This window comes from Nonomuraea africana (assembly GCF_014873535.1).
Classification (GTDB): Bacteria; Actinomycetota; Actinomycetes; order Streptosporangiales; family Streptosporangiaceae; genus Nonomuraea; species Nonomuraea africana.
In genome coordinates this window covers 986,707-1,005,393 of the sequence record NZ_JADBEF010000001.1, presented here as the reverse complement: position 1 = coordinate 1,005,393, position 18,687 = coordinate 986,707, and the positions used below count along the sequence as shown (strand labels likewise).

Below are 18,687 nucleotides of genomic sequence, written 5' to 3'. Positions count from 1 at the left end.
TAGTCCAGAGTTCTCCTCAGATTAAGGGGATCACCTCCCATGGACTCCGTGCTGTTCACCCATATCCGCCCGCACGACCTGCTGGTCGTCGACGGCCGCATCGCCGACCCCTCCACCAGACCGGAGAACACCGTGATCGTGGACGGCGGCGGCGCGCTCGCGCTGCCCGCTCCCGTCGACGCGCACATCCATCCCGACAAGACGACGTGGGGCCAGCCCTGGCTCAGCCGTACCCCGGCGAGAACGCTGCGAGACCTCATCGAGGGCGACGTGAAGGCGCGCGCCGGCATGACGGCCTCGGTGGCCGAGCGCGCGGGCGCGCTGATGGACAGCGCCGTCGCCCGCGGCACCCGGGCCTGGCGCGCCCACGTGGACGTGGCCCCCGAGTACGGCCTGGCCAACGTGCACGGCGTGCGCGAGGCCGCAGAGGCCCGCAGGCACCTGCTCGACGTGCAGATCGTCGCCTTCCCCCAGCTGGGCCTGCTCACCAGCCCCGGCACCGCCGAGCTGATGGAGCGCGCGCTCGACGAGGGCGCCGACGTCATCGGCGGACTCGACCCGCTCGGCATCGACGGCGACCTGCACGGCCACCTCGACGTGCTGTTCGGCCTCGCCGAGCGCACCGGAGCGCCGCTGGACATCCACCTGCACGACGGCGGCGAGCAGGGCCTCGCGCAGGTGCGGGAGATCGCCCGCCGGGCGGGCGGCACGCGCGTGACGATCAGCCACGCCTTCTGCCTGGCCGACGCGCGCGAGCTCGACGACCTGCTGGCGCAGGCGGGCGTGGCGCTGACCACCTGCGCGCTCGGCGCCGACCCCGTGCTGCCCGTCGGCCCGCTCACCGCGGCGGGCGTGCTGCTGGCCGCGGGCTCCGACGGCGTGCGGGACCCGTGGACGCCCTTCGGCGACGGCGACATGATCGCGCGGGCCCACCTGCTCGCCTACCGCACCGACGCCCGCACCGACGAGGAGCTGGCCGCGTGTTACGCGGTCGCGGCGCACGGGGGCGCCGAGCTCCTCGGGCTGGAGCGGGTCGACCTGAAGGCCGGGGATCCGGCCGACTTCGTGCTGGTGCCCGCCGCCTCGGTCGCCGAGGCCGTCGTGGACCGGCCCACTCCCCTGTTCGTCGTCCGTGGCGGGGCCGTGATCGCCCGCGACGGCCGCCTTCTCGAAAGGTCCCCCTGATGATCCGTCGTGCCGTACCCCTCGCAGGGCTGGCCCTCGCGCTCGCCGCCTGCGGCGGCGCCCCGCAACAGCAGCAGGCTCCCGCCTCGGCCGCGCCGGTCGCCCTCGACCTGAAGACCTCCACCGCCGCGGCGGCCAAGGGGCTGGACAGGGTCACCTGGAACCTGCCCTACGAGCCGCAGACGCTCGACCCGATCAGGTCGTTCAACTACGCGGAGAACACCGCGCTGGCCAACATGTGCGAGAGCCTGCTGCGCCTCACCCCCGACTTCACGATCGAGCCGGGCCTCGCCGAGAAGGCCGAGAACCCGACTCCCACGACGTGGGTCTACACGATCCGCGAGGGCGTGACGTTCTGGGACGGCAAGCCGCTGACCGCGCAGGACGTCGCCGCCAGCCTGAAGCGGCACCTCGACCCCGCGCTCGGCACCTGGTGGAGCGACTACTTCTCCACCGTCGAGAAGGTCGAGGCGAGCGGGCCGATGCAGGTCACGGTCACGCTGAAGCAGGCGGACGTGCTGTTCAACCAGGCGATGGCGACGGCGGCGGGCGCGATCGTCTCCAAGGAGTACGCGGCCAAGAAGGACCTCGGCTCGCCCACTGGCGGCCTGATGTGCACGGGCCCCTTCGAGTTCGGCGCGTGGAAATCGGGCGACTCGCTGGCGATCGTCCGCAACGACGCCTACTGGGACAAGGCGCTGGCCGCCAGGTCCAAGGAGATCGTCTTCCGCTTCATCGCCGACGAGACCACCGCGGTCAACGCGCTGCGCTCGGGCGAGGTGGACGGCCAGTACTTCTACCTGCCGCCCGCGGGGCTCGCCCAGCTGCGGGAGTCGACGACCGGCTCGGTCACGCTGGGCAAGTCGCTGACGTTCTGGACGCTGCTCAGCGCCGCCAAGGACGGGCCCTACGCCGACCCGAAGGTGCGCCAGGCGCTCTCGCTCGCCCTCGACAGGGCGGCCATCTCCAAGGTCGTCTTCCAGGGCACCGCCGCCCCGCAGCGCACGCTGGCGGGCGCGGAGTACTGGGGCTACGAGCGCGCCACCTTCGAGCAGGCCTACCGGGCGCTGCCGCCGGAGACGCAGGACCTGGCCAAGGCCAAGCAGCTGCTCACCGAGGCGGGCTCGCCCACGGAGCCGATCACGATCGCCATCCAGGGCAGCGCGGCCACCCACGATCAGACCGCCAACCTGATCAAGGCCACCGGCGAGGCGCTCGGCCTGAAGATCGAGATCAAGGTGGTCCCGGTCGAGCAGTACGGAAACCTCTACTCCGACCCGAAGGCGCGCGAGGGCGTCGACGCCTTCTTCTCCACCTGGTACGGCAACGTGCCGGACCCGCTCGACATCTACACGGTCTTCCAGGCGGGCGGGCGCACCAACTTCAACGGCTACCCCGCCGTCGACGCCGACATCAAGAAGGCCCGCGCCGAGGCCGACCCCGCCGCGAGGGCCGCCCTCGTCACGGGGATCCAGGACAAGGTCACCCGCGACGTGGCCTGGATGCCGCTGAACAACCTGCCGGTCATCCTCTACATGAGCGACCGCGTCACCGGCGCCGTGCCGTCCTTCCCCTACCTGTACTACCCGTGGGCCGCGGGGCTGGGCGCGAAGTGAGGTTCCTGCTGAAGCGGCTGGCGGGCCTGGCCGTGGTGCTGCTGGCGGCCTCCTTCCTGGTGTACGGCCTGCTGTACCTGGTGCCCGGCGGCCCGATGGCGTTCCTGCTCGGCAACAGGAGCGGCACGCCCGAGCAGATCGCCGCCATCAGGGCGCAGTACCACCTCGACGACCCGTTCCTGCTGCGGTACCTCTCGTGGCTGGGCGACGCGCTGACCGGCGACTTCGGCAGCTCACTGGTCTACCGGCAGGAGGTGGCCGCGCTCATCGGCTCGCGGGTGGCGACCACGGTCCTGCTCGTCATCTACGCGACCGTGCTGATCTCCGCGGGCGGCATCGCCATGGGCCTGCTGGCCGGGCTGCGCGGCGGCCGGGTCGACACCGCGATCGGGGTGCTGTCCTCCCTGTTCCTGGCGACGCCGCCGTTCGTGATCGGGGTGCTGCTGGCGATCGTGTTCGCGGTGGGGCTCGGCTGGTTCCCCGTCTTCGGGCCCGGCGAGGGCCTGCTCGACCGGCTCTACCACCTGACCCTGCCCGCGATCACGCTGAGCCTGGCCAGCGCCGCCTTCCTGGCCCGCATCACCCGCGCCTCGGTGCGGGAGGAGCTGAACCGCGAGCACGTGGAGACGGCCCGCGCCCGCGGCTTCGCCGAGCGCCACATCGTCCGCCGCCACGTGCTGCGCAACGCCTCCATCCCGGTGGTCACGGTCACCGGGCTCAACATCGCGGGACTGATCGCGGGCTCCGTCGTGGTGGAGAACATCTTCGCCCTCGACGGCCTCGGCTCGCTGTTCGTCCGGGCGATCCTGCAGCGCGACTTCGCCATCGTCCAGGCCGTGGTGCTCGTGCTGGTGACCGCCTTCGTCCTGATCAACCTTCTGGTGGACCTGTGCTACTCAGCTCTCGATCCGCGCCTGTCGCGGTGAACCGCCTGGGCGGCCTGGGCACGGCGGCCGCCGTGCTGCTGGCCGCCGTGGCGGTGACCACGCTGGCCGCGCCGCTGCTGGCGCCCTACGATCCCGACTTCCCCGACCTGCTCAGCGCGCTGGCGGGCAGCTCGGCCGCGCACCCGCTCGGCGCCGACGCGCTCGGCCGCGACGTGCTGTCCAGGCTCATGTACGGCGCGCGCACCACGCTGCTCGGCCCCGCGCTGGTCATCTGCGTCTCCAGCGTGGTCGGCACCGCGCTGGCGATCACCGCGGCGTGGGCGGGCGGCCGGGTGGACGCCGTCATCTCCCGCGTGCTCGACGTGCTGTTCGCGGTGCCGGGCATCGTGTTCGCGCTGATCACCGTGGCGGTGCTCGGCCCGGGCATCCCCGGCGTGGTGGCGGGGCTCGCCGTGGCGTACACGCCGTACGTCGCCCGGGTGGTGCGGTCGGCGGCGCTGCGGGAGCGGAGCCTGCCGTACGTCGCCGCCGCCTGGGTGCAGGGCCGCTCGGCCTTCGCCATCTGCGTCCGGCACCTGCTGCCCAACCTACGGCCGATCATCGTCGCGCAGTCGGTGTCGGCGCTCGGGTTCGCGGTGATCGACGTGGCCGCGATCTCCTTCCTCGGGCTCGGCGTGCAGCCGCCCGACGCCGACTGGGGGCTGATGGTCAAGAGCGGCTTCGACAGCGCCATGCGCGGCCAGCCGCTGGAGGCGATCTCGGCGGGCGTGCTGATCGCGCTGGTCGTGGCGTCGGTGAGCGTGATCGGCGACCGCCTGGGGAGGACCACATGAGCCTGCTGACGATCTCTCGGCTCGCGCTCGCCGTCCCGTCGGGACGTGAGTGGCGGACGCTGGTCGAGGAGGTCGACCTGACGATCGGCGGCGGCGAGGCCGTGGGCCTGGTCGGTGAGTCGGGCTCGGGCAAGTCGATGACCGCCCGCGCGGTGCTGGGGCTCACACCGCCCGGCGCGCGGCTGTCCGGCAGCATCGTGTTCGACGGGGTCGAGGTGACCTCCTTGGGCGCCAGGGAGCTGCGCGCGCTCAGGGCCAGGCGGATCGGCATGATCTTCCAGGACCCGAGGGCGCACATCAATCCGGTGCGCAGCGTGGGCGACTTCCTGACCGAGGCCATGGTGGCCACCCTGCGGGTGCCCGCCCGCGAGGCCGCGGCCAGGGCCGTACGTCTGCTGGCGGAGGTCGGCATCGGCGACGGGGAGCGGCGGCTGCGGCAGTACCCGCACGAGCTGTCCGGCGGGCTGCTGCAACGGGTGATGATCGCCTCGGTGCTCGCGCTGGAGCCCGACCTGATCCTGGCCGACGAGCCGACGACCGCCCTCGACGTGACCACGCAGTCGGAGGTCATGGCGATCCTCGACGAGCTGCGGCGCGAGCGCGGCATGGCGATGCTGCTGATCACGCACGACCTGGAGCTGGCGGCGGCGACGTGCGACCGGCTGGCGGTGATGTACGCGGGCCGCATCGTCGAGGCGCGGGACGCGCACTCGCTCACCGCCACGCCCCTGCACCCCTACACCAGCGGTCTGCTCCTGTCGCGCCCCCGGCTGGAGGAGACCGTCCATCGGCTGCCGGTCATTCCTGGAAGGCCGGTGGCCGCCTTCGAGGCCGACCCGGGCTGCGCCTTCGCCCCGCGCTGCGCGCACGCGCTGCCCGCGTGCGGCGCGGCGCGGCCGGTCTTCGACGGCACCGTCGCCTGCACCCGCTCGGCCGAGCTGACCCTCCAGGGGGAGTCATGACCGTCATCCAGGCCGAACGGCTGCGCAAGGTCTACGGCGAGTCGGTCGCGGTCGCGGACGTGTCGTTCACCGTCGAGGAGGGCGAGTCGGTCGCGATCGTGGGAGAGTCCGGCTCGGGCAAGACCACGGTCGCCAGGATGCTGCTCGGCCTGGAGACGCCCACCAGCGGGACGATCACCGTCTGCGGCCGGGCGCGCGGGGCCGGAAGGGTCTCCTCGAAGGAGCGGCGCAGGCGGGCCAGGGAGATCCAGATCGTCTTCCAGGACCCCTACTCCTCGCTGGACAAGCTGCAGCGGATCGGCGACGTCATCTCCACCAGCCTGTCGCTGCACTTCTCCCTCACCCCCGCCGAGCTGCGCAGGCGCACGCTCGACCTGCTGGAGTCCGTGGGCCTGGCCGAGCGGCACGCCGCCCTGCTGCCCAGGCAGCTGTCTGGCGGGCAGCGGCAGCGGGTGGCCATCGCCCGCGCGATCGCCGTCGAGCCGCGCGTGCTGGTGCTCGACGAGGCGGTCGCCGCCCTCGACGTCTCGATCCAGGCGCAGATCCTCAACCTGCTCGCCGACCTGCGCGCGCCCGGCGGCATGAGCTACGTCTTCATCTCGCACGACCTGGCCGTCGTCAACCAGATCAGCGACACGGCCATCGTGATGCACAGGGGCGCCGTCGTGGAGCGGGGTCCCACCGCGGACCTGCTGCGCGACCCCCAGGAGGACTACACCAGGGCTCTCCTGGCCGCGGTCCCCCGGCCAGGCTGGAAACCATCTCGGAGAATCACGTGAGCACCACTGTTGTCAGGGCGTCGTACGTCATCGGCTTCGACGGCGCCGACCATGTCGTCCACCGCGACGGCTGCGTCGTCTACTCGGGCGACTCGATCGTCCACGTCGGGCCCTCCTACGAGGGACCCGCCGACGAGGTGATCGACGCGGGCGAGGCGATCGTCGGGCCCGGCTTCATCGACCTCGACGCGCTGTCCGACATCGACCACGCCCTCATCGACACCTGGCACGCCTCCTCCGACGGGCTGACCTGGTCGGCCGAGTACGCCGCCGGCCGCAGGGCCGCCGTCTTCCCGCTGGAGGAGACGCTGTTCATGCGGGAGTACGCGCTCACGCAGCTGATCCGCAACGGCATCACCACCGCGATGCCGATCGCCGCGGAGACGCACAGCGCGTGGGCGGAGTCGTACGAGGAGTTCGCGGGCATCGCCGAGATCGCCGGACGGCTGGGCCTGCGCATGTACCTCGGCCCGAGCTACCGCTCGGGCGTGCCGGTGATGCGGGACGGCGCGCGCGACGTGCACTGGGAGCCCGAACTCGGGGAGAAGGGGCTGGCCGAGGCGGTCAGGTTCGTCCGCGACTTCGACGGCGCCTACGACGGCAGGCTGCGCGGCGCGTTGCTGCCGTGCCGGATCGAGACCGTCACCCTCGACCTGATGCGGGCCACCGCGCGCGCCGCGGAGGAGCTCGACTGCCTGGTGCGGCTGCACTGCATGCAGGGGCTGACCGAGCTGCGCCTGCTGCGCGAGTGGTACGGCAGGCACCCGCTCGACGTGCTGGAGTCCGTCGGCCTGCTCGGTCCCCGGCTCCTCATCCCGCACGCGCTCTACCTCGGCACGCCCGACGCGCCGTTCGAGGGCTCGCCCGACCGGCTCGCCGCGCTCGCGGGCATCGTGCACTGCCCGCTGACCACCGTCAGGTACGGCGACGCGCTCCAGGACTTCGACCGCTACCGGGCGGCAGGGGTGAACGTGGCGCTGGGCACCGACTCCTTCCCGCCCGACATGATCCGCAACATGGACTACGGCAACAACCTGGCCAAGCTCGTCACCGGACGGCTGGAGGCCGGGTCCGCCGCCGACTACTACCGGGCGGCCACGCTGTCGGGTGCGCGCGCGCTCGGCCGCGACGACCTCGGCAGGCTCGCGCCGAAAGCGAAGGCGGACCTGGTCGTGGTGGACCTGTCGGGCCCGCGCACCGGACCCGTCGACGACCCGATCAGGACCCTGCTGATGAACTGCTCGGGCGCCGACGTGACGACGGTGGTGATCGACGGCAGGGTCGTGATGCGCGACAGGGTGATCCCCGGCGTGGACGAGGCGGCGTTCAGGCGGCGGGCCCAGGCCTACTTCACCGAGATGAAGGCCGCCTACTCGACGCGCGACCACCTGCGCAGGCCGGTGGAGGAGCTGTTCCCTCCCTCATTTCGGCCGGCGTGAGGGTTTCGGTCCGAAACCCTGTGGCGGGGTGGTCGGTAAGTCTATGATCTTGCCCGTCGTCACGCGATATGTCAGGACATATCGCTAAATGAAGGGCACGATAAGCATGCGCGCTATCACCCTGTTATTGGTTCTCCTGGCGAGCAGCGTCGCGGTGGTCACCCCCGCCGCGGCGGCGGAGAAGAGCGTCACGTTCGCCTCCACGGAGGACAGCTACGTCAGCGAAGCCGGTCCAGGAAAGACGCACCACACCGTCACCTGGCTGTCGGTCTGCACCACCCCGTGCGACGGCGCGAACGCCTCCGAGCGCGGCGCCTTCGTCCGCTTCACCGTCAAGGACGTGCCGGCCAACGCCGTCGACGTCACGATGACCCTGGACGTGCAGTCCGTCAGGACCACCGACACCACCCTCGAGGTGCGGCCGGTCACCGGCGAGTGGACCGCCGACACGCTCACGTTCGACAACCGTCCGGACGTAGGCGAGGTGATCGCCACCCACAAGGGCCTGACCTCCGGAGGTACGGCGAAGCTCGACGTGTCCTCCGCCTTCACCGGCAACGGCTCCTACGACTTCGCGCTGACCTCCCCCGCGGGCGCCCACGGCGTGCTGCACTCCTCGCGCGCCACGTCCGGCCAGGGCCCCAAGCTGACGATCAGCTACGACACCGAGGCTGCCACGCCGAGCGGCCCGCTGCCCTTCGCCATGCCCTCGACCGCGACGCTGCGGGCCTCCGAGCGCAAGGTCTTCGCGCACTACTTCACGCCGTACCCGATCTCGCTGAACAACAGGGCGGGCGCGGACGACTACTACACCAAGCACTACCTCACCCCGACCGGCGAGAACAACAAGCACCTCGCCTACGGCGGCCTGCTTCGCGACCGCCCGATCCCCAGGGGCGTCCTGGCCGGCGACTGGCAGCTCGCCGACATGAAGCAGGAGGTCGAGACCGCCGTGGCGGCCGGGCTCGACGGCTTCACCGTGGACGTGCTCTCCCTCACCAGCGCCCACTGGGACCGGCTCAACATCCTGATCAGGGCGGCCGAGGCCGTCGACCCCGGCTTCAAGATCGTCCTGATGCCCGACATGACCTCACTCAAGACCGACGCGGCCACGCTGGCCGCCGCGATGGCCAAGCTCGCCACCGCCAAGTCGGTCTACCGCCTGGCCGACCAGCGCCTGGTGATCTCGCCGTTCAAGGCCGAGGGCCAGTCGGCCGCCTGGTGGCAGAACTTCATGAAGATCATGAAGGACACCCACGGCATCACGGTCGCCTTCGTCCCCGTCTTCCTGAACTTCTCGGCCAACGCCGCGGCCTTCGCGCCGATCAGCTACGGCTTCTCCAACTGGGGCAACCGCAGCCCCGCGCAGCAGGGCGGCATCGCAGGGAACATCGCCAAGGCGCACGAGCTGAAGAAGATCTGGATGCAGCCGGTCTCCGTCCAGGACGAGCGCCCCAACCAGGGCATCTACGACGAGGCGAACAACACCGAGAACCTCAGGGTCACGTGGGAGAAGTCCATCTCCGGCGGCGCCGACTGGATCCAGCTGACGACCTGGAACGACTTCTCCGAAGGCACCCAGTTCGCGCCCTCCGTGCACAACGGCGGCGCTTACCTCGACATCTCCTCCTACTACCTGACCTGGCTCAAGACCGGCAAGGCGCCGGCGATCACGCGGGACACGCTCTACCTGACGCACCGCACGCAGTTCGCCGCCGCCCGGCCGACGTCGGGCACGCAGACGAAGTTCATGCTCCCCCGCTCGGGCACCAGCACCCCGCGCGACACGGTGGAGGTTCTCTCCTTCCTCACCCGCGCCGCCACGGTCAAGGCGAGCATCGGCGGGGTCGACAAGACCTACGCGAGCCAGGCCGGGGTCCAGGCCAAGACATTCCCCCTGGCGTACGGGACGAACAAGGCGTCGGTCGGCGCCGTGACGGTCACCTCGCCCTGGCAGGTGAAGAAGGACTTCACCGTGCAGGACCTGCAGTACCACGCGGTGAGCAGCGGCAGGAAGTGACCCGGTGCGGGTCCCACCGCGGACCCGCCCGTATCCGATGGTCGCCTCCGGGCATGATCTTGACGCCCATAATGGGCGCCATGACGGAGGAGCGGGTGCGCGAACGGCTGGCGGCGGCGGCCCGAAAATGAATGCGGTTTTCATTCTGTGTTAGGGTGCGGAGCTCGAACCCCCTTGGTGAAAGACCGACATGCGCTCTCTTCTCGCTGCTTCTGTGATCCTCTCCCTGCTCGCCCTCACCGGCTGCTCGGCCATGCCCGGCGCGGCGGACGCCGGAGCCGGCCGCATCGACCTGGTCATGCTCCAGCCGCCGCGCTCCGGCCTGAACCCGCTGAGCGACGACGCGTTCAAGCTGTCGCGCTGGAGCACGGCCGAGACTCTGGTCAACCTCGACGCCGCGGGCGATCCCCAGCCGGCGCTCGCCACCGGCTGGTCCCAGAGTGACCCGCTGACGTGGGAATTCACGATCCGAAGGGACGTGAGATTCCACGACGGCACGCCGCTGACCGCCGAGCGCGCGGCGCGTTCCCTGCGCGCCGCCGCCGCTGCCGCGCCCAAGCCCAGAATCCTGGACGGGGTCGAGCTGACGGTGACGGTCAAGGACGACAAGGTGCTCGTGGCCACCGCCACGCCCGACCCGTTGGTGCCGCACCGCCTGTCCAGTCCGCAGCTGGCGATCCTGGCAGAGAAGGCGTACCAGGGACGCACGGTGAACCCCGTCGGCACGGGGACCGGCGCGTTCGTGCTCACCAAGGTGGACGGCACCTCTGGCGCCACTCTGGAGCGCAACGAGCGCTACTGGGGTCCCAAGGCCAAGGCCGCCGGCATCGAGGTGCGGTTCGTGCCGGACGGTACGGCCCGCGCCGCCGCGCTGAGGACCGGCGAGGCCGACATCGTCGAGGCCATCCCGGTCTCACAGGCGGCGCTGCTCGACTCCGAGACGATCACAGAGGTGCCGATGCCGCGCACCAACACCCTCTACCTCAACACCGCGAAGGGCGCGTTCAAGGACCCCGGCCTGCGCGCCGCGGCCCGCGCGGCCATCGACGGCAAGGCCCTGGTGACCGGCGTGTACGAGGGCCGGGCCGACGTCGCCGCCGGTCTGCTCGGTCCGGCCCTGCCGTGGAGCGCGCGGCGTCCGGCCCGTCCCGCCACCGTCGAGCCCGCCCCGGCGAACGGAACGAAGATCACCCTGGCGACCTTCACCGACCGGGCCGAGCTGCCCGAGGTGGCCGCGGTCCTGCGCCAGCAACTGGAGCAGGCCGGGTTCGAGGTCGAGCTGGTCGTGCGGGAGTACGCGCACATCGAGGCGGACGCTCTGGAGGGCGCGTTCGACGCCTTCATCCTGTCCAGGGCGACCGTGCTGGACTCCGGCGACCCGGTCGCGTACATGGTCAGCGATTTCAGCTGCGAGGGCTCCTTCAACATCTCCCAGCTGTGTGACGAGCGGGTCGACGCCGCGCTCGAGGAGGCCGCCCGCACTCCGGCGGGAGAGGAACGCCGGCGCGCGATCCTGGAAGCGGAAGCCACGATCCTGAACACCGGCGCGGCCATCCCGATGCTGCACGAGCGCGTGCTGCAGGGAGACGCGAGGGGCGTCACGGGCTCGGCCAAGGACCCGCGCGAACGCATCCTGATCACCACCGACACCCACGCTCGATGATCCGCCTTGGTGCACCGCTGAGCAGGTCCGTCGCGGTCGCGGGCGCGGTCGCCCTGGTAGGCGCGCTGCCGTGGCTGTCGGGGAAGGATCCCGCGCTGTCGTTGCTGCGGGCCCGCTCGGCCGAGCAGGAACCGACCGCGGAGGCGCTCGCGGCGATCCGGGCCGATCTGGGACTGGACGCGGGGCCGGTCGCGCTGACCTGGCGCTGGCTGTCCGGGTTGCCGCGCGGCGACGCGGGCGTCTCCTGGGTGTCCGGTCGTCCGGTCCTGCCGGGCATCGCGTCCGGACTCGGTGTGTCGCTCACCCTCATGGCGGCGGCCATGGCGGTCGCGGTGGTGGTGGCCGCCGCACTGTGCGCGCCGACCGCGCTCAGCGCCGCACGCGGCCATGCCCCCGGCGGACACGGCGCCCGCGCGGCGATGCTCGCCGCGATCCCGGAGTTCCTGCTGGCCACCGTGTCTCTGATCGTGGTCGCCGTCTGGCTGGACTGGCTTCCTCCGTACGGCTGGCAGGAACCACGCCACCTGATCCTTCCCGCGATCGCGCTGGGCGTGCCCGCCGGTGGACTCCTCGGTCACCTGGCCGATGACGCGTTGCGGGGCGCGCTGCGCGAACGATGGGTACCCACCTGGCGCGCGGCCGGATTCCCCGCGACGACCGTCGCGCGGGCCGCCGCCCGGCGCGCCATGCCCGCCCTGCTTCCCCAACTGGGGCTCGTGGTGGTCGGCCTCACCGGTGGAGCCGTCGCGGTGGAGAGGATCTTCGCCATCCCCGGTCTCGGCCGCACCGCCCTCGGCGCGGCCGAAGCGCAGGATCTGCCGGTACTGCAGGCAGCGGTGCTGACCCTCGTCCTCCTGGGCTTCGCCGTGGGAGTCCTGGCCGACCTGCTCAGACGCGGCCTGCTCGGCGCCGCGCTCACGGGCGCCGCCTTGGCGCCGCCGCCGCCCGACACCTCGGGCCCACGCGGCCGAGCGCTGCCCGCGCTGCTCGCGGTCGTGCTGCTCACCGTCATCGGCTGGGGACTCCTGCGCGACCCGACCACGCTCGACACCGCCGCACGGCTCGCCGCCCCCTCGGGGGACGCGCCGCTGGGCTCAGACGGTCTGGGCCGCGACGTGCTGGCCCGCGTGGGCCACGGCGCGCTGGCGACTGTGGGGGTCGCCGTCCTGGTGTGCCTGGCCGCTTACCTCGTCGGCCTGGTCGTCGGGCTCCTGCCCTGGCTCACGTCGGGTGCGGCGGAGATGGTCAACGCCCTGCCGCCAGTGCTCACCGGCCTGGTGGTGGCCGCGTTGCACGGGCCGGGGGTCTTCGGGGCCTCGCTCGCCGTAGGGCTGGTGGCATGGGCTCCGCTCGCGGTGCACACCGCGGCGCTGCTGGAGGAGGCCAAGGCGGCACCGCACCTGACGGCCCAGCGCGGGCTGGGGTCCTCGGAGCGGCGGATCTTCTGGCGCCACCTGCTGCCAGCGGTCGCGGGCCCGGTCGCCCGCCACGCGGTGCTCCGGCTGCCCGCGATCGCTCTGGCCGTGGCCTCCCTCGGATTCCTCGGTCTGGGCGCCCAGCCGCCGTCCTCGGAGTGGGGACTGATGCTGGCCGAATCGCTCCCGTACGCGGAACGCGCCCCCTGGGCGGCGCTCGCCCCTGCCGCCGCCCTTGCCGCCCTCGCCGCACTCGCGGTCACTGTGGCCGACCGCTAGGCCCGTAATCGGGAACGACGGATCGGCGGCTGTTGGACGGCGGCGGCTCGCCTGCGACACAACGTCCAGGCCGACGACAGCCCCGCCGCCTCCCTGCTGGTCAGCGGGGCGATCCCGGCCGGTTCGCGCTGGTCAGCATCCCTTGACGCGATCGCGAAGGACGTGGTCCGCCATATTGCGGTCGGTACCGACGTTGCTGATCGAGCGGGTGTAGTTGTCCACGGTGAACAGCCACTCGTCGTTGGTGCCGATCTGGTTGACCGGATGCTGCGGGTCTCTGTGGTTCCAGAAGGAGACGCATGCCGTGGTGTTGCTGTGCACCGACTCGGTACGGTCGCTCCAGCTGTAAGCCGACAGGTCCTGGACCCCCCAGTCGCTGAGCTTGCCGCGCGGGTAGCCGAAGTACGTGTTGTCGTAGAAGCAGAACCAGCCGCTCGGGCAGTCCGGGCTGCCCAGTGTCCCGATGCGGCCGGGGTCGGCGTAGGTCACGACGAATCGGCCGCCGGCGTAGGACACCTCGTTCGGCGCGATCTGGGTACCGCCTGGGTACAGCTCCATCTGCAGGTCGATCTGCCGCTGCAGCTCCGCGCGAGACGTCGCCTGCGTGGACAGGAACGCCGCCTGCTCGGCCGTGGGTTCAGGACGGCCCTGAGCGGCGACGGGCGTCTGGGTGGAGACGAGTAACAGGGCAGCGGCGGCGATGAGGCTCGCGATGCGGTTCATGGCGTCCTTCCGGTAGGTGGAATCCGTAGTGTCCGCTGCCTCATCGGAGTGGGGCGAGATGGTTCGGCCGTGGACAAATCCCCACCAAAACGGACACGGTCTGTCCAAAGGGCGGCGCCATGCCCGACAATGGTCGCCCCGAGCAAGCCGGACCCGGGTGGCACCGGAGGTCGAGGATTCTCAGGATCTACTTCACCGCCGACGACATCGCGCGCACCAGGCTCGCCCCCGCTCTCGACCCCCTGTGGGAGCTGGTGCTCGCCCTGCAGATGTTGCGTCCCCAGCGCGGCGACCTGCTGTTCGGCGCCTGGCGCAGGAACGCGGTCCCCCACATGCGACAGGCGCGCCTCGCCGAGATGCTTCCGCTCCTGCTGGCCCTGACGCCCACGATCGGCTACTTCCCCGACTTCCTCAATCCCGCCGACTCCATACGCGGCCTGGATCACGGGCTGGAGGCGATCCGTACGACGCCCGTGCGCCGCCTGGCCGCCGACCTCGGCAAGCTCTCCGCCACCAAGCCGCTCCCGCCCCGGGCCCGCCCGCTGGCCGCCGGCGACCCGGCGACACTCATCTCCCTGACCGACGCCCTGGCGAGGTCGTTCGACGTGCTGGTGACGCCGCACCGGCGCGCGCTCGAAGCGGCGGTGGGACGTGACCGTCAGGCCAGGGCCCACGCGCTGGCCGTCGGCGGCGTGGAGGAACTGTTACGCAGCTTTCGCCCGATGATGTCGTGGTCCGCGGGCGAACTGGCGGTTCCGGGGCACCGCGATCAGGAGCTCCACCTCGACGGGCGGGGGCTGCTGCTGATCCCGGCGTACTTCTGCGTCGGCGGCCCGTTGACGATGTTCGACCCCGAGCTGCCGCCCGTGCTGGTCTATCCGGTGGAGCGTGACCCCGATGTCCTGCCCATGCGGACGGAGACGGCGAGTCTGGCCGCGCTCATGGGCACGACGCGGGCCGCGGCGCTGGCCGCGCTGCGCCACGGGCCGCTGACGACCACCGAGCTGGCCCCGCACGCTGAACATCTCCCTGGCCTCGGCCAGCCAGCACCTCACGGTGCTCCGGCAGGCCGCGCTGGCGCTGGCGCATCGCGACCGCCACCGGATGCTCCACCAGCTCACCGCGCTCGGCTCCGCCCTGCTGGACGGCAGGAGCCCAACGGATTCCCTCCGGCGGGCCAAGACCGCCCGCCACCAGCTCGACGAGGCGAGCCCAGCCCGGTGACGCCGGGCGGCTCGAACTCCCGCTGACACGTGGCCTACTGGAGCTCCCGGGCGGCGAAGAGCCGGGCCGTCCGGAACCTCGGAGGTCAACGGCGGCTCCTCGACGAGAACAGGCGCTGCAACACGATGAAGACGAACAGCAGCAGCCCGATGAAGATCTTGGTCCACCAGGAGCTGAGCGTGCCCTCGAAACTGATGATCGTCTGGATCAGCCCGAGCACCAGCACGCCCAGCACGGTCCCGAACAGGAACCCCGACCCGCCGGTCAGCAGGGTGCCGCCGATGACGACGGCCGCGATCGCGTCGAGCTCCATGCCGACGGCGTGCAGGCCGTACCCCGAGAGCATGTAGAACGACAGCAGCACCCCGCCCAGCGCCGAGCAGAACCCGCTGATCGTGTAGACGGCGATCTTGGTGCGGGCCACCGGCAGTCCCATGAGCCGTGCCGACTGCTCGCTGCCGCCGGTGGCGTAGACGGCCCTGCCGAGGCGCGTGTAGTGCAGCACGTACGCCGCCACGGCGACCACCACGAGCGCGATGATCACGCTCGGCGAGATCCACAGCTCCGCGAACAGGTCGATCCTGGTCTGCGCGAAGGCGGTGAAGGTCGGGTCCTCGATCGGGACGGACTCGGTGCCGATCGTGTAGCACAGCCCCCTGGCCAGGAACATGCCCGCCAGCGTCACGATGAACGGCTGGATGTCGAAGGCCTGGATGATGGCGCCCATCACCAGCCCGAGCCCCGCGCCGATCAGCAGCACCAGCGGGATCACCAGGTACGGCGGCCAGCCCGGCCCCGACATGAGGCTCGCCGCGATCATCGTCGACAGCGCGACCACCGACCCGACCGACAGATCGATGCCGCCGGTGAGGATCACGAACGTCATCCCGACCGCGACCACCAGCAGGAAGGCGTTGTCGATGAGGACGTTGAGCACGACCTGGCCGCTGGCGAACCCTTCGTAGCGGATCCCGCCGGCCACGAACATCGCCACGAACAGGCCTCCGGTGACCAGCGCGGGCAGGTATCTCTGCCGCGACGGGGACAGCGCGAGGACGCTCATGCCGGCACCTGCACCTTCTCTTCAGCCTGGGGGCGCGGCCGTGCCGTACGCCCTCGGAGGTTGACCGCCTTCTCGCGGAAGGCGGCGGACTGGACCAGGCAGACCACGGTCACCACCAGCGCCTTGAACAGCAACGTGGTCTCGGGAGGCACCCCGATCGAGTAGATCGTCGTGGTGAGGGTCTGGATGATGAGCGCGCCGAGCACGGTCCCGCCGAGCGAGAAGCGCCCACCCGCCAGGGACGTGCCGCCGATCACCACGGCGAGGATCGCGTCGAGCTCGATCCACAGCCCGGCGTTGTTGCCGTCGGCGCTGGAGACGTTCGAGCTGATCATCAACCCCGCGACGCCCGCGCACAGCCCGGCGAACGCGTAGACCATCACGATGATCCCGCGCGCCCTGATGCCGGCGAGCCTGCTGGCCTCCGCGTTGCCGCCGACCGCCTCGATCAGCATCCCGAGCGCGAGCCTGCGCGTCAGGAACGCCGTGACGGCCAGGATGGCCAGCACCAGCAGGATGCCGAAGGGAACCGTCAGCCAGTAGCCGCCCCCGATGAGCTTGTAGGCGGGGTCGTTGACGGTGATGATCTGGCCGTCGGTGATCAGCTGCGCCAGCCCGCGTCCGGCGACCATGAGGATCAGCGTCGCGATGATGGGCTGGATGCCCGCGCCCGCGACCAGGAATCCGTTCCACGCGCCCAGCGCCACCGACAGCCCGAGCGCCAGCACGACAGCGGTGAACACGCCCGCGTCCTGGCTGATCTGCAGGCAGGCCAGCGCCCCCGAGATCGCCACCACCGAGCCGACCGACAGGTCGATGCCGCCGGTCGCGATGACCAGCGTCATCCCGAGCGACACGAGAACCAGCGGCGCGCCGAAGCGCAGGATGTCGATCAGGCTGCCGTACAGGTGTCCTTCGCGCACCTGGACGGAGAGGAAGCCCGGCGTGAAGAACACGTTCATGAGCAGCAGCGCGGCCAGGATCACCAGCGGCCAGAGCAGGCGTCTCATCGGGCCGCCCCTCCGCTCGCGATCGTCTCCATGAGCACCTCCGTGGTCAGTTCCTCGTCGTTGGGCAGCTGGGCGACGAGCCTGCGGTCGCGCAGCACACCCACCTTGTGGCTGAGCCGCAGCACCTCCTCCAGCTCTGCGGAGATGAACAGCACCGCCATCCCGCCGTCGGACAGCTCCACGACCAGCCGCTGGATCTCGGCCTTCGCCCCGACGTCGATGCCGCGCGTGGGCTCGTCGAGGATGAGCAGCCTGGGCTCGAGGATCAGCCACCTGGCCAGCAGCACCTTCTGCTGGTTGCCGCCGCTGAGGTTGCGCACCAGGTGCTCGGGGTTGGGCGGGCTGATCTTCAGCGCCTTCATGTATGTGGCGACCAGCGCGTCCTGCTGCTCGCGCGGCACCGGCCTGGTCCAGCCTCTGGTGGCCTGCAGCGCGAGGACGATGTTCTCCCGCACCGTGAGGTCGGGGACGAGTCCGTCCGCCTTCCTGTCCTCCGAGCAGAAGGCGATCCCGTGGCCCATCGCCGCGCGCGGCGTCCGCAGCGCGGCCGGCGTCCCGCCGACCGCGATCTCGCCCCCGCCCGCGTGGTCGGCCCCGAAGAGCAACCGCGCGACTTCGGTACGGCCGGAGCCGAGCAGTCCCGCGAGTCCGACGACCTCGCCCTCGTGGATGGTGAGCGTGAACGGCTCGATCGCGCCCGGACGGCCCAGCTCACGCGCCTCGACGAGCTTCCTGTCGAACGTCTTCGCCGCGCCGTGCAGCCGCTCCAGCTCCTTGAGCTCCTGCCCGATCATCTTGCCGACCAGCTCGACCTGGGACAGCTCGCTGACGAGGTGTTCGCCGACCAGCCTGCCGTTCCGCAAGATCGTCATCCGATCCGAAATTTCATAGATTTGGTCGAGAAAGTGGGACACGAAGAGGATCGCGATGCCTTCCTCCTTGAGCGTCCGCATCACCCTGAACAACTGCTCGACCTCACCCGCGTCCAGGCTGGAGGTCGGCTCGTCGAGGATGAGCACCCGCGCCTCGATGTCGACCGCGCGGGCGATGGCCACCATCTGCCGCACCGCCAGGGAGTAGGCCTCCAGCGGCGCGGTGACGTCCAGGTCGAGATCCAGCCTGGCCAGCAGCTCGGCCGCCCTGGCGCGCATCCGCTTCCAGTCGATACGGCCCCGCCTCCTCGGCTCCCTGCCGATGAAGATGTTCTCGGCGACCGAGAGGTTCGCGCAGAGGTTGACCTCCTGGTAGACGGTGCTGATCCCGGCCCGCTGCGCCTCCAGCGGGCCGGCGAAGGCCACCGGCCTGCCGTCCAGCTCGATCGTGCCGGCGTCGACGGGATGGACCCCGGTCAGCACCTTGATCAGGGTGGACTTGCCCGCGCCGTTCTCCCCCATCAGCGCGTGGACCTCGCCGGGCAGCAGCCGGAAGTCGACACCGTCCAGGGCCTTCACACCGGGGAACTGTTTGCCGATCCCGGTCATGCGCAGGATCGGCTCGGGTACGGCCATCGCGGCGCCCCTCTCCTTTTCAACGGGGCACACCTCACGGCCCGCCCATCCATCCATCGATCGACCGCCCCACGGGAGCGG

General features: G+C 71.2%; 15 protein-coding genes. 11 read left to right on the top strand and 4 right to left on the bottom strand.

Going from position 1 to position 18,687, the window contains the following annotated elements:
- Positions 1 to 39 precede the first annotated feature (39 nt).
- From H4W81_RS04520 to H4W81_RS04475, 10 genes are all read left to right on the top strand, one after another.
- A complete protein-coding gene (locus tag H4W81_RS04520) occupies positions 40 to 1,185 on the top strand; it encodes an amidohydrolase (protein ID WP_192773606.1) in 1,146 nt (381 codons plus the stop codon).
- Positions 1,185 to 2,801, top strand: coding sequence for an ABC transporter substrate-binding protein (locus H4W81_RS04515; RefSeq protein WP_192773605.1), 1,617 nt, complete (start codon positions 1,185 to 1,187; stop codon positions 2,799 to 2,801). Before H4W81_RS04520 ends, H4W81_RS04515 begins: the two co-directional genes overlap by 1 nt.
- Complete coding sequence (locus tag H4W81_RS04510; protein WP_192773604.1) at positions 2,798 to 3,727, top strand: ABC transporter permease; 930 nt, start codon at positions 2,798 to 2,800, stop codon at positions 3,725 to 3,727. The genes H4W81_RS04515 and H4W81_RS04510 overlap by 4 nt, the downstream gene beginning before the upstream one ends.
- Entirely contained in the window at positions 3,724 to 4,521 is a 798-nt protein-coding gene (locus H4W81_RS04505; RefSeq protein WP_192773603.1) for an ABC transporter permease, read from the top strand. The genes H4W81_RS04510 and H4W81_RS04505 overlap by 4 nt, the downstream gene beginning before the upstream one ends.
- Positions 4,518 to 5,483 (top strand): ABC transporter ATP-binding protein, encoded by a 966-nt coding sequence (locus H4W81_RS04500; protein ID WP_192773602.1) that lies wholly within the window; start codon positions 4,518 to 4,520, stop codon positions 5,481 to 5,483. Before H4W81_RS04505 ends, H4W81_RS04500 begins: the two co-directional genes overlap by 4 nt.
- On the top strand, positions 5,480 to 6,262 hold the full coding sequence (locus tag H4W81_RS04495; protein ID WP_192773601.1) for an ABC transporter ATP-binding protein: 783 nt from the start codon (positions 5,480 to 5,482) through the stop codon (positions 6,260 to 6,262). The genes H4W81_RS04500 and H4W81_RS04495 overlap by 4 nt, the downstream gene beginning before the upstream one ends.
- Positions 6,259 to 7,701, top strand: a complete 1,443-nt coding sequence (locus H4W81_RS04490; protein ID WP_192773600.1) for an amidohydrolase family protein — start codon at positions 6,259 to 6,261, stop codon at positions 7,699 to 7,701. Before H4W81_RS04495 ends, H4W81_RS04490 begins: the two co-directional genes overlap by 4 nt.
- A 106-nt stretch (positions 7,702 to 7,807) precedes the next feature.
- Positions 7,808 to 9,721 (top strand): glycoside hydrolase family 71 protein, encoded by a 1,914-nt coding sequence (locus H4W81_RS04485; RefSeq protein WP_225958456.1) that lies wholly within the window; start codon positions 7,808 to 7,810, stop codon positions 9,719 to 9,721.
- Between the two features lie 190 nt (positions 9,722 to 9,911).
- The gene (locus tag H4W81_RS04480; protein ID WP_192773598.1) at positions 9,912 to 11,384 is read left to right on the top strand and encodes an ABC transporter substrate-binding protein; all 1,473 of its coding nucleotides are present in this window, start codon (positions 9,912 to 9,914) and stop codon (positions 11,382 to 11,384) included.
- On the top strand, positions 11,381 to 13,078 hold the full coding sequence (locus H4W81_RS04475; RefSeq protein WP_192773597.1) for an ABC transporter permease subunit: 1,698 nt from the start codon (positions 11,381 to 11,383) through the stop codon (positions 13,076 to 13,078). The genes H4W81_RS04480 and H4W81_RS04475 overlap by 4 nt, the downstream gene beginning before the upstream one ends.
- Before the next feature lie 132 nt (positions 13,079 to 13,210).
- Here H4W81_RS04475 and H4W81_RS04470 read toward each other — a convergent pair whose 3' ends face one another.
- Positions 13,211 to 13,801 carry a peptidase inhibitor family I36 protein gene (locus H4W81_RS04470; protein WP_192773596.1) on the bottom strand — a complete coding sequence of 197 codons (591 nt, stop codon included), beginning with the start codon at positions 13,799 to 13,801 and terminating at the stop codon, positions 13,211 to 13,213.
- A gap of 119 nt (positions 13,802 to 13,920) precedes the next feature.
- On the opposite strand from H4W81_RS04470, the gene H4W81_RS04465 reads away from it, so the two are divergent.
- Complete coding sequence (locus tag H4W81_RS04465; RefSeq protein WP_192773595.1) at positions 13,921 to 15,051, top strand: transcriptional regulator; 1,131 nt, start codon at positions 13,921 to 13,923, stop codon at positions 15,049 to 15,051.
- Between the two features lie 59 nt (positions 15,052 to 15,110).
- Here H4W81_RS04465 and yjfF read toward each other — a convergent pair whose 3' ends face one another.
- From yjfF to H4W81_RS04450, 3 genes are read right to left on the bottom strand one after another with little or no spacing between them, the layout of a single operon-like run.
- Positions 15,111 to 16,088, bottom strand: coding sequence for a galactofuranose ABC transporter, permease protein YjfF (gene yjfF, locus H4W81_RS04460; protein ID WP_192773594.1), 978 nt, complete (start codon positions 16,086 to 16,088; stop codon positions 15,111 to 15,113).
- Positions 16,085 to 17,098, bottom strand: a complete 1,014-nt coding sequence (locus H4W81_RS04455; protein ID WP_192773593.1) for an ABC transporter permease — start codon at positions 17,096 to 17,098, stop codon at positions 16,085 to 16,087. Before H4W81_RS04455 ends, yjfF begins: the two co-directional genes overlap by 4 nt.
- On the bottom strand, positions 17,095 to 18,606 hold the full coding sequence (locus H4W81_RS04450) for a sugar ABC transporter ATP-binding protein (RefSeq protein ID WP_192773592.1): 1,512 nt from the start codon (positions 18,604 to 18,606) through the stop codon (positions 17,095 to 17,097). The genes H4W81_RS04455 and H4W81_RS04450 overlap by 4 nt, the downstream gene beginning before the upstream one ends.
- Positions 18,607 to 18,687 lie beyond the last annotated feature (81 nt).

Coding starts and splice junctions, on each gene's coding strand:
- H4W81_RS04520 (WP_192773606.1), top strand. CDS start 40: ATGGACTCCGTGCTGTTCACCCATATCCGCCCGCACGACCTGCTGGTC.
- H4W81_RS04515 (WP_192773605.1), top strand. CDS start 1,185: ATGATCCGTCGTGCCGTACCCCTCGCAGGGCTGGCCCTCGCGCTCGCC.
- H4W81_RS04500 (WP_192773602.1), top strand. CDS start 4,518: ATGAGCCTGCTGACGATCTCTCGGCTCGCGCTCGCCGTCCCGTCGGGA.
- H4W81_RS04495 (WP_192773601.1), top strand. CDS start 5,480: ATGACCGTCATCCAGGCCGAACGGCTGCGCAAGGTCTACGGCGAGTCG.
- H4W81_RS04485 (WP_225958456.1), top strand. CDS start 7,808: ATGCGCGCTATCACCCTGTTATTGGTTCTCCTGGCGAGCAGCGTCGCG.
- H4W81_RS04480 (WP_192773598.1), top strand. CDS start 9,912: ATGCGCTCTCTTCTCGCTGCTTCTGTGATCCTCTCCCTGCTCGCCCTC.
- H4W81_RS04475 (WP_192773597.1), top strand. CDS start 11,381: ATGATCCGCCTTGGTGCACCGCTGAGCAGGTCCGTCGCGGTCGCGGGC.
- H4W81_RS04470 (WP_192773596.1), bottom strand. CDS start 13,801: ATGAACCGCATCGCGAGCCTCATCGCCGCCGCTGCCCTGTTACTCGTC.
- H4W81_RS04465 (WP_192773595.1), top strand. CDS start 13,921: ATGCCCGACAATGGTCGCCCCGAGCAAGCCGGACCCGGGTGGCACCGG.
- yjfF (WP_192773594.1), bottom strand. CDS start 16,088: ATGAGCGTCCTCGCGCTGTCCCCGTCGCGGCAGAGATACCTGCCCGCG.
- H4W81_RS04455 (WP_192773593.1), bottom strand. CDS start 17,098: ATGAGACGCCTGCTCTGGCCGCTGGTGATCCTGGCCGCGCTGCTGCTC.
- H4W81_RS04450 (WP_192773592.1), bottom strand. CDS start 18,606: ATGGCCGTACCCGAGCCGATCCTGCGCATGACCGGGATCGGCAAACAG.